The sequence below is a fragment of the Nocardia sp. alder85J genome (genome assembly GCF_020176955.2).
Classification (GTDB): domain Bacteria; phylum Actinomycetota; class Actinomycetes; order Mycobacteriales; family Mycobacteriaceae; genus Nocardia.
In genome coordinates this window covers 1,018,183-1,034,495 of record NZ_JAIUCZ020000001.1, presented here as the reverse complement: position 1 = coordinate 1,034,495, position 16,313 = coordinate 1,018,183, and the positions used below count along the sequence as shown (strand labels likewise).

The window sequence follows — 16,313 nt, the reverse complement described above, 5'->3', positions numbered from 1 at the left end:
GATCAGGAGCGTCCGTGAGCGGCATACACCCAGACCCCGGCCACGACGACTCGGCCACCGTGCCGGATCTGATCCGCGCTCGTGCGCAGCGGTCGCCGGACGCGGTGGCGGTGGAGTCCGCGGGACAGCTGCTGACCTACCGGCAGTTGACCGCCGAGGCCGACGCGGTGGCCGCGCGCCTGCGCGCGATCGGCGTCGGGCCCGGTGATCTGGTGGCCGTGGCGGTCCCGCGCGGGGCGGATCTGATCACGGCCCTGCTCGGGGTGCAGTTCTCCGGTGCGGCCTACATTCCGCTGGATCCCGCGCATCCGGCCGACCGGCTCGCGTACATCGTCGCCGACTCCGCGGCGTCGGTCCTGCTCGCCCCGGACGCCGCCGGATCGCCGGAGCTGTCGGACATCGCGCGAATCCACCTGAACGACATCGACGTTCGCCGCGACACCGGAGGCGTCGCGGCGCTGCGTCCGGACTCCGCCGCCTACGTCGTGTACACCTCGGGGTCGACGGGCCGGCCGAAAGGCGTGCTGGTGACCCATCGCGCCTTCGCCAACTTCGTGCGATCCATGCGGGACCGGCCCGGACTGCCGGACGGTCTGGTGCTGCCGGCGGTGACCACGGTGTCCTTCGACATCGCCGGTCTGGAGCTGTTCGGTCCGCTGGTCGCCGGGGGCCGGGTGGTCGTGGCGGATCAGGCCGAGATCCGCGACCCGCAGCGGCTGGCCGGGCTGCTGGCCGGCACCGGCGCGCGCACGATGCAGGCCACGCCGATCACGTGGCGGTTGCTGCTGGAGACCGGCTGGACGCCGCCACCGGGTTTCACGGTGCTCTGTGGTGGTGAGCGGCTGCCGGCCGAGCTGGCCGATCGGCTGCTCGGCGAGGAGGTCGTGCTCTGGGATCTGTACGGCCCCACCGAGACGACCGTATGGTCGTCGGCCACCCGATATCAGCGGGGGGTGCCGCCGGAGTTCCGGGCCGTCCGGGACACCACATTGCATCTGCTCGACGAGTCGTTGCGGCCGGTGCCGGCCGGGGAGAACGGTGAGCTGTACATCGGCGGGGCGGGGCTGGCCGCGGGGTATCTGCATCGTCCGGGCCGGACCGCGGCGCGATTCGTCGCGGACCCGTACGGCCGGCCCGGCGCGCGGCTGTACCACACCGGCGACATCGCGCGCCGGCACGGGGACGGCCGGATCGAGATCCTCGGTCGCAGCGACGATCAGATCAAGATCCACGGCTTCCGGATCGAGCCCGGTGAGATCGAGTATGTGCTGGAGCAGCATCCCGAGGTGGCCGAGGCGGCGGTGCTGGCGGTGGACGACGGCGGGACCGCCGCGCTGGTCGGCTATGTGCGGCCCGCCGACCCGGCGGCGCCGCCGGAGACCGGCCGCCTGCACCGGCATCTGGCGAGATCCCTTCCCGCGCATATGGTTCCGGCTCGGTATGTCGTTCTGGGCGAGTTCCCCCGGACCCCGAATCGCAAGCTCGATCGTGCCGCGTTGCCGGCAGGCGCCGGCACGCCCGGCGAGACGGCCGCGGCGACCGGGAGCGCTACCGAGCAGCTGATCACCGCGATCGTGGCGGAGGTGTTGCGGCAGCCCACGATCGGCGCGCACGACGACTTCTTCGCGCTCGGCGGTGATTCGCTGCGGGCCGTGCAGATCGTCCTGCGGCTGAACGAGGAACTGCGGACCGAGGTCCCGATCAACGCGCTGTTCGAGACCCGGACCGTCGCCGGGCTGGCCGCCGTGCTGGACGGCGACGCCGGACCGGAACCCCGGGCCCTGGCGGACGGCCGGGCCGCCCGGCTGTCGGCGGCGCAATGGCGGCTGTGGCTGTATCAGTCGTCGCAGCCGCACAGCGTCGTCGACAATGCGGTGATCGTCGTGCGCCTGCCCGGGCCGCTGGATCCCGCGGCCCTGGAGAAGGCGCTGACCGGCCTGTTCGAGCGGCATGCCGTGCTGCGCACCCGATATCCGGCCGACCCCGTCGGACTGCCGAATCCGGTGTCGGCGCAAGCGGATTCGATACCGGTCCGCGAGGTGGACGGCGATCCGCGCGCGATCCTCGGCGCGGCCGCGGCCCGGCCGTTCGATCTGGCCACGGAGTTGCCGCTGCGGCTGTACACACTGTGCCACACGGACGCCACCGTGCTGCTCGTGGTCGTGCACCGGATCGCGGCCGACGATCGGTCCCTCGCACTGATCGCGCACGAGGTCCGGACCGCCTATCGGGGCCGCTCGGTGCCGGCGCCGCCGCTGAGTTACGGCGACTACGCCGAGTGGCAGCGCGACTACGCCACCGGACCGGCCGCGCAACAGCACCTGGACTTCTGGCGCGGCACGCTGGCCGGACTCCGCCCGGCCGAACTGGTTTCGGATCGGCCGCGACCGGAGATTCGCGATCGCCGCTGCGGCACCGTACATTTCGACGTGCCGGCCGGGGTGACGCGCGCGCTGACGGCCGATCGTGATGCGACGCTGTTCACCGTACTGTTGACCGGCCTGTTCACACTGCTGGCGCAGGCGGCCACCGGATCCGATCTCGCCGTGGGTATTCCGGCGGCGGGACGGGGCCGGGCCGAGTGGGAATCACTGGTCGGCATGTTCGAGGAGACGGCGGTGATCCGGGTCCGCGTCGGCGAGCGGCCCGGCTTCACGGAATTGCTCGGCAAGGTCGAAGCCGCGGTACGCGGCGCGGTCGAGCACGCGGTGCTGCCGTTCGAAGATGTCGTCGCGGCCTCGGACGCGATCACCGAGCCCGGCCGTCACCCGTTGTTCGACGTGTTCTTCGCGCTGGAACCGATTCCGGCCGACCGGGCCGATTTCGGGCTGCCGGACGCGCCGGAGACGCGATTCGATCTCGCCTGCCGGCTGACCGAACGGCCGGACGGCGGGGTCGACGGCCGATTCGAGTACGCCACACAGCTTTTCGACGCGACGACGGTCGTCGCGCTCGCCGGTGACTACACCGCGCTGCTCGCCACCGCGGCGGCTGTCCCCGAAAGCGGGGAAGTGTCTCGCGCGCCACGCTGACGCACGATGATCGGCATGAGTGTCGGGATACCCCTGGACCCGGTCGTCGACCGCACCGATCCGATTCCGGACATCGATCTGGCCGACCCCGATCCGGTACGGCTGCTCGCGGCCGACCGGGTGCTGGCCGGATTGCGACCGGAGCATCGGGTCTTCTGGCACGGCGCCAAGAGCCGTCCCGGGTTCTGGGCCGTGATCGGGTACGCCGAGACGCTGAAGGTGTACCGGGATGCCGCCACGTTCTCCGCCACCCACGGCATGACCCTCGACAGTCTACGGCCGGAACCGGATCCGGCCAGCGGGATGATGGTCGAGGTGACCGACCCGCCGGAACATCGCCGGCTGCGCCGCAGCATCGGCGCGTTCTTCGCCGACGGCGTCGTCGGCACGCTGTCCGACGACATCGGCGAATATGTCCGCGATCTGCTGATCGGGGTGCGCGAGCACGGCGGCACCGTCGATTTCGTCGCGGCGGTCGCGGCGCGGATCCCGACCTACGCCGCGGCCCGGCTGCTCGGCCTGCCGAAGGACGATCTGGACTGGATCACGGCCCGGACCTCCCGGGTGTTCCTGTCCGGGCCGGACCAGCGCGCGGCGGCCGAACAGGCCAACAGCGAACTGCTCGGCTACTTCGCCACACTGCTGCGCACGCGCGCCGGCGCCGGCATCGTGCAACGGCTGGCGGCGGGCACCGCCAACCGGGACGCGCTGACCACCGGCGAGGTCGTCCTCAACGCGCTCAACCTGGCCATCGGCGGCACCACGACGGTCCGCAGCCTGCTGAGCAATCTCACGTCGGCGCTGATCGAACATCCGGAGATCTTCCCGGCGCTGCGCGCGCACCCGGAGGCGATCGCGGTGGCGGTCGAGGAGGCCGTGCGCTGGGCCAATCCGGTGCGGCATCTGGCGCGGGTGGCGACCACCGACGTGGAACTGGCCGGGATGCGCATCCGGGCCGGAGATCCGGTGGTGGTGTGGCCGCGCTCGGCCAATCGCGATGCGGCCGTGTTCGATCGGCCGGACGAGTTCGACATGCGCCGACATCCGAACTCGCACATCGGCTTCGCCGCCGGTCCGCACAGTTGTCCCGGCTCCGGGCTGGGCCGGGTGCAGTTGCGGTCGATGCTGCGCCACACGGTGGAACTGTTCGACGGGATCCAGGCGAGCGAGCCGGGAGAACTGTTGCGCTCCAACTTCATGCACGGTTACGCCACGCTGCCGGTACGGGTGCTCCGGTGACCTCCTCCCCGCTTTATGTGACATCCGCGGCGGCCGGGCCCGGCCGTACTGTGCTGCTATGGCACGTCCTTCGGTGACCTCCTCCCCCGCTGATCCCGACCCGGACACTTCTCCCGGCGAGCGGTCGCTGCCACCGCGCACGCCGTACGAGGACGCGATCATCGACATCCTCCGGGAAGTGCTGGGGCACTCCGACATCGACGTCGGCGACGGCCTGCTCGCACTGGGCGACCTGTCCCGGGTCCCGCAGGTGGTGGCGCAGATCCGCCGGACCATGGGGGTGGATGTCCCGGTCACCGACTATGTCGAGGCCCGGACCGTCGCCGGGCTGGCGACGGTCGTGGCGGCGAAGTCGGTGGCGGCCCGCGCCACGGCCCGGCCGCACGCACTGGGCCGGCGGCCGGCGCGGGCCCGGCCGGTGCTGTCCTTCGATCAGCAGCGGCTGTGGCTGGAGAATCAGCTGCTACCCGGCGTGATCTACAACGTGCACGGCCGCCGGCGGATCCTCGGCGCGCTGGATGTGCCGGTCCTGCAGGAGAGTATCCGGACGATCATCACCCGGCACGAGACGCTGCGCACCCGCTTCCCGGATACCGGGACCGAGCCGGAGCAGGTGGTCGACGAACCGGATCCGGCGTGGCGCATGCGGCTCGTCGACGTGTCGGAATCCCCGGACCGCGCGGCGGAGGTGCGGCGGCTGCTGGACGAGGAGCTCACCACGCCGTTCGACCTGTCGACCGGTCCACTGATCCGGTGCCTGCTGATCCGGGCCGGTGACACCGAGCACGTGCTCGGCGTCACCATGCACCACATCGTCTCCGACGCCTGGTCGATCGGCCTGTTCATCCGGGAGCTGACCGCGCTGTATCGGGCCGGCGGCGATCCCGGCCGGGCCGGCCTGTCGGCGCTGCCGGTGCAGTACCGGGATTACGCTGTGTGGCAACGTGACTGGTTGTCCGGGGCGGCCCTCGAATCCCGGCTCGAGCACTGGCGGCGGCATCTGCGCGAGGCGCCGCGGGTGCTGTCCATGCCGACCGTGCAGCGGCGCACCAGCGCACTGCGCGCGGAGGCCGGGCAGGTCACCGCCGAACTCCCGGCGGCGGAGACCGCCGCGCTGCACGAGCTGTGCCGGGCCCACGGCGTCACCTCGTTCATGGTGTTGTACGCGGTGCTGGCCACCGTGTTCGGCCGCTGGTCCGGGCAGTCGGACATCGTCGTCGGGGTGCCGGTCGCCGGTCGCAATGCCAGCCTCACCGACCGGATCATCGGATTCTTCGTGAATCTGCTGCCGTTGCGGGTCGACCTGACCGGCAATCCGCGTTTCGGCGATCTGCTGCAACAGGTCCGGGCCTCGGCCCTGGACGGATACGCGCACGCGGACGCGCCGATGGACGAACTGGTCCGCGACCTGAACGTGGCGCGCGACCCACGCCGCACCCCGTTGTTCGAGGTGGTGCTGAACGTGGTCGCCAGTCCGGAGGCCGAGGAGGTCAGCACCCTCACCATCGAGCCGATCGAGACACCGTCGCTGTTCAGCCGGTACGACCTGACCCTGACCGCGCAGGAATCCGGTGGCGTGCTGCGCTTCACGATGGATTTCCCGGCCGACCGCTGCGATCCGCCGACCGGGCTGGCGTTACTGGCGCAAGTGCGGACGCTGCTCGCCGCCGCGGTCGCCGATCCGAGTGTGCGGCTGCTCGAGGCGCCGGCCGAGACCGTCGCGGCGGTCGTCGCGGCGGCGGAGGACTTCCCGGCGCCCGGTGCGAGTATCGCGTACCACGCGGCCTTCCCGGATCGGATCGCCGTCGTCGTCGGAGCGCGGACCCGTGGCTACCGCTGGCTGGACGCGACCGTGCGGCAGGTGGCCGGGCTGTTCGCCGACCACGGGGTGACCGCCGGTGAGCGGGTCGGGGTGGTGCGCCGGCCGTCGGCGGCCTTCCTCGCCGCACTGCTCGGCGCGGCCGCGGCGGGGGTGATCCCGGATGTGATCGACACCGACGACCCGGCCTTGACCGGGCCGCTGGAGCTGACGACGGTGCTGGATCCGGAACCCGCCGGCGTCTGGGCCGCGGGCACCATCCGGCTCACCGAGCTACCGGAAACCGTTGCGGCCGTGCCGGAGGCTGTTGCGGTGATACCGGGCACCGGTGCGGCGCCGGTGGATTGGGCCGCCGCGCGGTTCGGGTTCGGTCCCGGGGATCGGATCGTCGTGCTCACCAATCGGCCCGGTTATCTCACCTCGGCGATGTGTACCGCGTTCGCCGCCGGTGCCGCGCTGGTGATCCCGGATCGTTCGTTCGACGGTGACGTCCTCGCGCTGACCGCCTGGTTGCGCGACAGCGGCGTCAGCGTGGCGTATCTCGATCCGCCGATCCTGCGCGGGCTCGCCGGGCAGGCGACGGTGCCGGAGTTGCCCGCGCTGCGCTGTGTGGTCGTCGACAACCCCGGGGATCTGCTGCCGCACGACATCGAGGCGATGCGGCGGATGTCTCCGGGGTGCCGCTGTGTGGCGGTGCATCGGATGGGGATCGACGGACGACCGCTGACCTGCTACGAGGTACCTCGCGCGCTGACGGTGCGGGATGCGCCGCTGCGGGTGCGGCTCGGCGCGCCCCTGCCGGGGCGGCCGGTGACGTTGCGCACCCCGGCAGGCGCGCCGGCCGCGATCGGTGAACTCGCCGAACTCTGGGACGGCGCGGCGCGCACGGGTGACCTCGCGCGGCGGTGGCCGGACGGGACGCTGGAGTACGCGGGGCCGGTGGGGTCGAATCCGGGATTCGACCCGATGGAGACGGTGTCGACGCTGCGCGACGCACCCGGTGTTCGCGACGCGTTGATCGTCGAGCAGCCCGGGGCCGACGGGACTCCGGTGTTGTTCGCGTACGTCGCCGGGCCGAGCGGCAGCCAGAGTTCGATCACGATCCACAACTATCTGCGGGCCCGCCTGCCCGATTATCTACTGCCGCAGGAACTCTTCGTGCTGGATGCGCTGCCGCGCACACCGTGGGGCGAGTATCAGCTGTCGGCGTTGCCGCGGCCGACCGGCGAGGGCAGTGGCGCCGGTGACTACGCCGCGCCGCGCACACCGATGGAGGAGGAGCTCATCGTCATCCTGCGCAGCCTGCTCGGCCTCGAGCGCGTGGGGATCTACGACAGCTTCTTCGAACTCGGCGGGTTCTCGATGCTCGCGACGCGGCTGGTCACCCGGGTGCGGGAATCGTTCGCGATCGAGCTGGCGGTCAAGGACATCTTCGAGTCGCCGACCGTGGACGAGCTGGCGCGGCTGATCGTCCGGACACAGGGCGAGCAGACCGGACTCGATTTCTTCGAGGCGCTGCTGGCGGACATCGAGCAGGCCGAGTAGTCGCTCGTCGCACCGGATGTGCCGCGAGCAGTCGCGGACTCCCCACGTTCCCGCGCGGTTCGGCGAACTCGCCGGTGGATACCGGATCCTGCTGGCGCTCAGGCGTTCAGGACCGTGGTGAGGGCGGCGACCTGGTCGGGGGTGGCGCGGAACGCGTCGAGGTGATGGCCGTGGTCGGCGATCAGCAGGCGGGCTCCCGGGATCGTGTCCGCGACCCAGCGGGAACCGGCGGGGTGGGCCAGTTCGTCGTCGGCGCTGGTGGCGACCAGGCACGGCTGCCGGATCGTCGCGACGGCGGCGCGGGAGTCGTGATGCATGGTCGCGCCGGTCAGTGTCGCGTAGCGGTAGAACAGTTCCGGCGTGGCGTAGGGCTTGGCCACCAGGGGGCCGATCCGCTCCGGGATGCCGGTCATCGGGCCGCTGGTGAGGCGGTCGCGGATCCAGGCCGCGGTGTCGCGGGACTCGGCCGCCACGTCCAGCATGGCGCGCAGGTTGATCTGGTGTTCGGATTTCGGTGCCGCCGAACCCAATTCGAGGTCGGCGTACCAGAGGCTGAGCGAGCCGACCCGGTCCGGGTGCTGTGCGGCGGTCGCCAGCGCGACGGCCGCGCCACCGCAGAGGCCCATCAGGTGCACCGGCCCGGTGCCGAGGTGCTCGATCACCGCGAGCACGTCCGCGACCTGGTCGGCCACGGCGTAGCCGCGGCGGTCGAACAGCTCCGGCTCGGTGATGAATTCGGTGGTGCCGCGGGTCTGTACGACGATGCAGCGGTAGGCCGGTCGCAGCGCGTGCAGCCAGGGTAGCGACAGCCGGTAGCCGATCGCGCACGGCGCCGACAGTACGACGGCGGCACCGTCACGGGGTCCGGCTTCGACGGCCGACACCACCGTGCCGTCGGGGCGAGGCACGGCATGCGTACGGATTTCGGCCCGCTCGCCGGCGGCGCGCTGCCGGGCCACCGCAGCCGCGTCGGCGGCGGTGAGTCCGGCCAGTTCGGGTGCGCGCTGGGTGCGCCGGATCTCCGCCGCCAGTGCGACCGTGGCGAAATCCTTGCGTTCCGACGCGTCGAAACGCAAGGGTACCTGCAACTCCCGGCACACCGCCGCGATCAGGTCCGGGGTTCGGTCGGCGGTGTCGGCCGGCAGAGTGAAGGGACCGACCTGCCCGGTGAGTCCCGCCAACTGCCGCACCGCGTCGACGAGATCGGCGAGCGCTCGCGTCGTCACCGGGCTCGGATGTTCGCCGATCATGGTGTCTCCCGGCCTATGTCGGCCAGATTGCGGACGGTGACCGTGCCGTCGAGTTCCCGGGGGTCGATGTCCAGGTGGAGGGTGCGCGCGGCCTCGGCGAGGATACGGATCATCGCCAGCGACGTGACACCGCGCTCGGCGAGATCGTCGTCCGCCCCTATCTCGTTCTCTGACAGAATATTTCGTGCGATAGTCAGCAGGCCGGCGGCCCGTTCCCCGGGGTTCACGAGGCGGGCAGGCCGGCGGCGGCCGGGTCGGGCAGCGCGGACAGGTCGTGCTCGCCGGTGGAGGTGAGCGGCAGCCGGTCCATCGTCAGCACTCGCTGCGGGACGAGATGCTCGGGGAGCCGGGCGATCAGGTGCCGCCGCAGCTGCGTCCGGTCGAGAATCGCACCGCGACAAGCGATCCAGGCCGTGAGACCGGCCCGATCGGCATCGGCGGCGGTGGCACCGCCGAGGTCGCCGGTGCGTCCGGCAACAGCCTCATCCCGGCCGGGCCCGGCAGCCCCGTCCTCGAATCGGACGACGGCGTCGTCGATGCCGGGTAGGTCGCGGAGGAACGCGACCGTCTCCAGCAGGTCCGCGTGGGGTGGCCCGGCGAATTCCAGCAGGCCGTCGGGGCGGCGGCGGACCGGGTCCGGGACGCGGGCCGGGCCGATCCCGAGCCGGGCCACCTCGCCGATGCCTGCCGGTCGGCCGGCCGCGTTGCGTAGTGGGATCGTCCGGTGTTCGCGGCCGATCGGTACCCGCAGCGGGGCCGTGTCCGGGTGCCAGTCCGCGGGGACCTCGTAGTCGGCCAGCGGGGCCGCACCCGGCAGCGGCCGGTAGCGGGCGACCACCCGGCAGCCGGGGGCGAGGCGGCGGGCCAGTTCCACATCGTGTGCGAGCAGATCGCCGCGGTTGACGAGGTAGACGTAGCGCAGCCGGGACAGGACCGGGTCTCCGGCGTGCCGGGCCAGCGTTCGCAGTAGCGGTGCGGTGAGTTCGACCGCGGTCACCGCCGACCGGCGCAACCAGGTCAGGACGGTTTCCGGGGTACCGGCGGGGACCTCCGGCACCGTCCGGGCCGGGGATTGCGCGACTACCGGCGGGGTCGGATCGGCCAGGTCGTAGTGCAGGATTCCTCGCGCCGGATCGGCGGCGGCCGCGGTGAGGACGGTGCGGACCTGGTCGAGCAGGGTACGCACGGCGTCCTCGGCATAGCGGTCGGCGTGGTGGCGCAACTCCAGCCGGTAGCGGCCGGCGCGGTGGCGTACGTCGAGTTCGAGGTCGACCTTGCTCGGCTGCGGTGGCAGCGGCGGTGTGGTGACCGTGAGGCCCGGCAGCCGCCAGTCGTCGTCGGCTTCCTCGATCAGGTTCAGCAGCACCTGGAACACGGGGGTGCGCGCGGGGTCGCGCACGGGCCGCAGGTCGCCGATGAGCCGTTCGAACGGGATCCGGCCGTGGGCCACGTAGCCGTCGAGGGCCGTGCGGCGCACCCGGGCCAGGACCTCGGTGAAGGCCGGGTCGCCGGTGAGCCGGACCCGCAGCGCCACCGTGTTGACGAACAGCCCGACCAGCAGGTCGGCGCCGCCGGCGGCGCGAGTGTTCACCGGTACGCCGATCACGATGTCGTCCTGGCCGGACCAGCGGTGCAGCACGGTGGCCCAGACCGCGAGCAGGGTCATGAACGGCGTCACGCCGTGTGCGCCGCACAGGGCGTGCAGGGCGGCCGCCTCGGCGCCGGTGAGGTCGGCGCAGACCGTGGCGCCGACCCGGCCCTGCGCCGGCAGCCGGCGACGGGCCGTGGGCAGTGTGAGGGCAGCGGGGGCGCCGGCCAATTGGCGTCGCCAGTAGGCCAGCGGCGCCGAAAGTCGTTCGGCGGTCAGCACTTCGCGCTGCCGGACCGCGTAATCGCGGTACTGCACGGGTAGCGGCGGCAGCCCGGCGCGGGCCGGATCGCCGCCGGCGCGGTACAGCGCGGACAGTTCCCGCAACAGCAGTCCGATGGACCAGGCGTCGGAGACCAGATGATGCATCGTCACCGACAGCAGATGCTCGGTGTCGCCGCACCGCACCAGCAGGCAGCGGAACAGCGGTCCGGCGACCAGATCGAACGGCGCGGCGGCCGCCTCGTCGGCCAGCTGTTCGGCCGCCGCGACCGAGTCGGCGGCCGTAACCGGCAGCGGCAGCGCAGGATCCGGGTCGGCGACCCGTTGCGTGGCGACTCCGCGCGCGATCGGGAAGGTCGTCCGCAGACTCTCGTGGCGCGCGACGATCGCGCGGACGGCCCGTTCCAGCGCAGGCACGTCCAGCGGGCCGCGCAGCCACTGCCGGCCGTGGATCGTGTACGCCGTGCCCGGCCGCAGCTGGGATTCCAGCCACACCTGCTGCTGTTCGTGGGACAGCACCGGCGGCGCGTCCGGCGGTCGCACCGGGACCGCGGCCAGCAGAGGCGAGTTCGACGCCGCGGCAAGGGCTTCCGCGAGGTCGGCCAGCCGCGCGCCGTCGAATACGGCGCGCAGCGGCAGGTCGACGCCGGCGCGGGTGCGCAACCGGCCCAGCACTTCACCGGCCCGCAGCGAATCACCGCCGAGATCGAAGAAGTCGTCGTCGCGGCCGACCGCGTCGATGCCGAGCACCTCCCGCCACACCTCGGCCACGAGTTCCTCGGCGGCCCCGCGCGGCGGCGTCTCGGCCGCGGCCGCGCCGGTGGCCGCCGGTTGCGGCAGTGCGCGGCGATCGATCTTGCCGTTGGGGGTGCGCGGCAATTCGTCCAGGACTTGCAGGCTGTTCGGCACCATGACCACCGGCAGTTGCCGCCGCAGCGCGCGGCGTACGTCCTCGATGTCGAGGTCGCCGGAGCCGCGGGCCGTCAGATACCCGGCCAGCCGGTCACCGTGCAGCACCACGACCGCCTCGGCGACCCGGGGATGGCGCTGGAGGGTGGTCTCGATCTCGCCGAGTTCGATGCGCTGACCGCGGATCTTGATCTGGAAGTCGTCCCGGCCCAGGTACAGCAGCGCGCCGTCGGGGCGGCGGCGGGCCAGATCGCCGGTGCGGTACATGCGTTCGCCGGGGACCCGGGGGTCGGCGATGTATCGCGCGGCGGTGGCGCCGGGCCGGTGCAGGTAGCCGACGGTCAGGCCGCGACCGGCGAGATACAGTTCGCCGACCGCACCCGGCGGGACCGGCCGCAGCGCGGCGTCGAGCACGTAGCAGCGGCCGTGCGGCAACGGGAATCCGATCGGTACCGGCTGCTCCCCCGGCCGCAGCACGATGTGCGTCGAATAGGTGGTGTCCTCAGTCGGCCCGTACAGGTCGGCCACCACCTCGACGTGCCCGGTGGCGTAGAGATCGTCGACGACGGTGGCGGCGACCGCCTCCCCCGCCAGGGCGACGGCCCGCACGCTGCGCGGCAGCGCGTCCGATTCGACCAGTGCGCGCGCGGCCGACTGGACCATGCAGACGAGCGTCACCTCGGGCGGGTCGGTCAGCAGCGACAGCGCGTTGTCCACGACCACCACGGTCCCGCCGGCGCACAGCGGTGCGAAGAACTCGAAGACCGAGACATCGAAACACACCGAGGTCGAGGCCAGCACCCGGCGCAGGTGCGGCCCGAAAGCGGTGGCGCCCCAGCGCATCGTGGGCACGGCGTTGCGGTGGGTGACCACCACGCCCTTGGGCCGTCCGGTGGAACCGGAGGTGTACAGCACGTAGGCGATCCGGTCCGGCGACCCCGGCGGCAGACCGTCGGCCGAGAACGGCTGCCCGGCAAGCGCTTCGAAGTCCGCTTCGGTGACGACCCGCTGGGAGTGGCTGTCGCGCAGCATGTATTCGGTGCGCTCGCCGGGATAGGCGGGGTCCAGCGGCAGGTAGGCCGCACCGGCCTTCATGATCCCGAGCATGGCCGCGGCCAGGTCGGCGGTCCGGCCGAGCCGGATCCCGACGACATCCCCCGCGCGCACGCCGCGGCCGCGCAGGTGATGCGCGAGCCGGTTGGCCCGCCGATCGAGGTCGCGATAGGTCAGCGCGCGGTGCGCGTCGGTGATCGCGACCGCGTCCGGGGTGCGCGCGGCCCGGGCCGAGAACAGTTCGGCGAGACCGGCATCCGGCTCCGCGGTGATCGGTCCGTGCTCCCAGCGGGTCAGCGCGGCCCGGTCGGCGTCGGTGAGCGGGTCGAGCCGATCGATCGGGAGGTCCGGCTCGGTCAGGCCCCGCGCCAGCAGCACCGGCAGCCGGGCGGCGAGCGCGGCCGCGGTGGCGGGTTCGAAGGTGTCGGCCCGATAGTCCCAGGTGCCCCACAGTCCGCCGTCGGCCCGCCACAGGTGCAGGTCGACGTCGTAGCGCAGCGCGGGCCGCGGCAGTGTCACCTGTCGCAGCGGCACGTCCGCCAGAGTCGGTGTGCCCCAATCACCTTGGAAGGCCAGGCCCGCGCGGATCAGCGCGCCGTGCACGTGCCGGCCCGGCGCCAGGGCCGCGACCAGGTCCTCGAACGGCACCCCGGTGTGCGCCAGCGCGGCGATACCGGCCGCGCCGGCCCGGCGCACCAGCTCCCGGAAGGACGGCCCGCCGCCGAGGTCGGCGCGCAGCACCAGCAGATCCGACAGCAGGCCGACCGCGCCGTGCCGGCCCGGTCCCGAGCGGCCCGCCTCCGGTACGCCGACCGCGAAATCGGTTTGCCCGCTGTACTGTCCGAGCAGCAGCCAGAACGCGGCGAGCACGACCGCGAACAGGGTGGCGCCCTCCGCGCGCGCCAGCGCTTCGGCGGCGGCGGTCAGCTCGGCGGGAATCGTCACCGGGACCGATCCGGCCGCGAACGTCGGCCGCGCCGCGCGAGGCCGGTCGGCCGGCAGGTCCAGTTCCGGCAGCCCGGCCAGCCGGTCCAGCCAGTACTCCCGCGCGGCCGGATCGACCGGCAGCGGACCGGGATCGGTGGCCGCGCCGGATAATTCGCCGCGATAGGCGGGGTCCAGCTCAGCCAGCAGCACGCGCATCGAGCCGCCGTCGCAGACCAGGTGGTGCGCGGTGCACAGCAGCAGGCGCTCGTCGTCGGCGACGCGGCAGCAGTGCACCCGGACCAGCGGGCCGCGCGCGAGGTCGAACGGTTCGGCCGCGAGCCGTGTGGCGTGCGCGAGTGCCGCGGTCCGGCGCTCGGCGGCGGGCAGTTCGCGCAGATCCAGCCAGTGGATCGGCAGCGATCCGGCGGCGCCGACCCGCCGTTGCGGGCCGTCGGCGCCATCGGCGAAGGTCGCGCGCAGCGCCGGATGCCGCCGGTACAGCGCCGAAATCGCCTGCTGTAGCCGGTCTTCGGACAGCGGCCCGGTGTGCCAGGCGGCGAAGTGCAGGTTGAACACGGCCGTGCCGGGACTGAGCCGTTCGAAGGCCAGGACGCCGCGCTGTTCCCGGGTGATCGGCGCCGGTCCCACCGGGTCGGTCGCACCGGCCCGCCACTGCCGGACGAGCCCGCGGCCCACCGCGAGATCCATCACCGGACTCCGGTGCCGCCGGCCGCGCCGAGCACCCGATCCCGCAGCAGCCCGGCCGGTCTGCCCTCGGTCAGCCAGCCGGTCACCAGGGTCTCGGCCGCCTCCTTCGGCGTCGGCCTCGCGAGCAGGGCCACCAGCGGGACCCGCAGGCCGAGGGCCCGCTCGAGCACCGCCGCGGCCTCTCCGGCCCGCACCGAGTCGACCCCGAGGTCCACCAGCCGGTCGGCCGGCCGGCAGCTGTCGAGATCGCCGATGCCGGCGACGACGCCACAGATCAGCGTGGTCAGTTCGGCGGTGGCGACGGCCGCCGCGCGCAGGTCGGCCAGCGCCGCCAGCGCGGCCTCGTCGCCGCTGAGGATCTCGTCGAATGCGCCGCGCAGGAACAACTTCCGCGCGGCGGACCGGCGGACCTTACCGCTCGAGGTGCGCGGCAGGGAATGCGCCGGGAGGAGGACGGCCAGCGCCGGTTGCAGGCCCGTCGCGGCCAGCACGGCGGCGCGCACGGCGGTGGCCGCGGCCTCGGTGCGGGTGTCGTGCACCTCCACCGCGAGCACCGGCAGCGGCTCGGTGTCGCCGCTGCCCGGCGTCCCGGATTCGATCAGGAACGCCGCGGCCGTGCGACCGGCCCGGCCGACCGCGTCCAGCGCGGCCGCCTCGACGTCGACGGCGTGGTGGTTGACCCCGCGATACACCAGCACGTCCTTGGCCCGGCCGCTGACGTGCAGTTCACCATCGCGGAGGTAGCCGAGATCGCCGGTGCGCAGATGCCGGCGGCCGTCCAGCTCGCCGAACAGGTCGTCGGAATCGCCGGTCAGATATCCCGGCGTGACGTTCGGCCCGGCGATCCAGATCTCCCCCTCGGCGCCGTCCGCGACGGCCGTGCCGCGTTCGGGATCGACGATCGCCAGGTCCTGGCCGCGCACCGCGGCGCCGCAACTCACCGGACCGGTGGACTGCGCCGACGGACCGGACCAGTGACCCGCGCTCACGATCAGCGTCGCCTCGGCCAGGCCGTAGCAGGGCAGCAGCGCCTCGGGCCGGAAACCGTTCGGCGCGAACGCCTTCGAGAATTCGGTCAGGGTCCGGCGCCGGACCGTCTCGCCACCGCTGAAGGCCACCCGCCACCGCGACAGATCGAGGTCCGCCACCGCCGCGTCGCCGGACAGCCGGCGCAGGCACAGGTCGTACCCGAAGTTCGGGCCGCCGGAGTGGGTGGCGCCGGTCTCGCCGATCTGCCGCAGCCACCACAGCGGGTCCTTGAGGAAGTCGACCGGCTCGATGATGCGGACCGGGATACCCGCGGCCATCGGGGTCAGCAGGCCGCCGACCAGGCCCATGTCGTGGTAGGGCGGCAGCCAGGTCACCGAGCGCGAGTCGGCGTCCACCCGGAACCGTTCCACGATGGCGGCGATGTTGGCGTTCAGATTGTCGTGCCGGACCAGTACCCCGCGCGGCCGGCTGGTGCTGCCCGAGGTGTACTGGACGACGGCGAGTTCCGCGCCGCCACGACGCGGGCCCGGTGCCGCACCGTCCGCGTCCGGCACGGAAAGCACGGTGGGAACCTCGATCTCGTCGAAGCGCCGCGGCGCGACGACCACCGGCGGCGCGGCGTCGGCGACGATGCCGGCCAGCCGGGTGCGGTCCGCGCGCGGCGACAGCCCCGGCGGGAAGGCCGGGATGATCGCGCGGCCGGCCAGGAATCCGGCGTAGATCGCCACCACGTAGTCCAGCCCGGCCGGATAGGCCAGCAGCACCGGGCCGTCGCCGACGGCGTCCAGCCGCCGCGCCAGCAGCAGGGCCCGGCTCGCCAGTTGCGCACAGGTCAGCGTCGTCACGACGCCGAACGGATCGACGGCCTCGTAGGCGACGGCGCCGGGTGTCCGCTCGGCGCGGTCCAGCAGCGTTTCGGTCAGCACGTCGGGCCTCCTCGATGGACGGCGGTCCGGCGGATACGCGCGCCG

The 16,313-nt window shown here is 73.0% G+C and carries 7 protein-coding genes; 3 read left to right on the top strand and 4 right to left on the bottom strand.

What is annotated here, in order from left to right:
* Nucleotides 1–14 precede the first annotated feature (14 nt).
* From LBW94_RS04720 to LBW94_RS04710, 3 genes are read left to right on the top strand one after another with little or no spacing between them, the layout of a single operon-like run.
* Entirely contained in the window at nucleotides 15–3,032 is a 3,018-nt protein-coding gene (locus LBW94_RS04720) for a non-ribosomal peptide synthetase (protein ID WP_225058648.1), read from the top strand.
* A gap of 15 nt (nucleotides 3,033–3,047) precedes the next feature.
* On the top strand, nucleotides 3,048–4,271 hold the full coding sequence (locus LBW94_RS04715; RefSeq protein WP_225058647.1) for a cytochrome P450: 1,224 nt from the start codon (nucleotides 3,048–3,050) through the stop codon (nucleotides 4,269–4,271).
* A 58-nt stretch (nucleotides 4,272–4,329) separates the two neighbouring features.
* A complete protein-coding gene (locus tag LBW94_RS04710; protein ID WP_225058646.1) occupies nucleotides 4,330–7,635 on the top strand; it encodes a condensation domain-containing protein in 3,306 nt (1,101 codons plus the stop codon).
* Nucleotides 7,636–7,733: 98 nt separating this feature from the next.
* Here LBW94_RS04710 and LBW94_RS04705 read toward each other — a convergent pair whose 3' ends face one another.
* The 4 genes from LBW94_RS04705 to LBW94_RS04690 are packed head-to-tail and all read right to left on the bottom strand — an operon-like array spanning nucleotide 7,734 to nucleotide 16,268.
* Entirely contained in the window at nucleotides 7,734–8,885 is a 1,152-nt protein-coding gene (locus LBW94_RS04705; protein ID WP_225058645.1) for an alpha/beta fold hydrolase, read from the bottom strand.
* Nucleotides 8,882–9,112: an acyl carrier protein gene (locus LBW94_RS04700; RefSeq protein ID WP_225058644.1), complete on the bottom strand. Its 231-nt coding sequence runs from the start codon at nucleotides 9,110–9,112 to the stop codon at nucleotides 8,882–8,884. Before LBW94_RS04700 ends, LBW94_RS04705 begins: the two co-directional genes overlap by 4 nt.
* On the bottom strand, nucleotides 9,109–14,352 hold the full coding sequence (locus tag LBW94_RS04695; protein WP_225058643.1) for a non-ribosomal peptide synthetase: 5,244 nt from the start codon (nucleotides 14,350–14,352) through the stop codon (nucleotides 9,109–9,111). Before LBW94_RS04695 ends, LBW94_RS04700 begins: the two co-directional genes overlap by 4 nt.
* Nucleotides 14,352–16,268 (bottom strand): non-ribosomal peptide synthetase, encoded by a 1,917-nt coding sequence (locus tag LBW94_RS04690; protein ID WP_225058642.1) that lies wholly within the window; start codon nucleotides 16,266–16,268, stop codon nucleotides 14,352–14,354. The genes LBW94_RS04695 and LBW94_RS04690 overlap by 1 nt, the downstream gene beginning before the upstream one ends.
* Between the last annotated feature and the right edge of the window lie 45 nt (nucleotides 16,269–16,313).

Bases quoted from the DNA above. Each gene is read 5' to 3' on its own strand.
- LBW94_RS04695 (WP_225058643.1), bottom strand. From the start codon at position 14,352: ATGGATCTCGCGGTGGGCCGCGGGCTCGTCCGGCAGTGGCGGGCCGGT.
- LBW94_RS04705 (WP_225058645.1), bottom strand. From the start codon at position 8,885: ATGATCGGCGAACATCCGAGCCCGGTGACGACGCGAGCGCTCGCCGAT.
- LBW94_RS04710 (WP_225058646.1), top strand. From the start codon at position 4,330: ATGGCACGTCCTTCGGTGACCTCCTCCCCCGCTGATCCCGACCCGGAC.
- LBW94_RS04715 (WP_225058647.1), top strand. From the start codon at position 3,048: ATGAGTGTCGGGATACCCCTGGACCCGGTCGTCGACCGCACCGATCCG.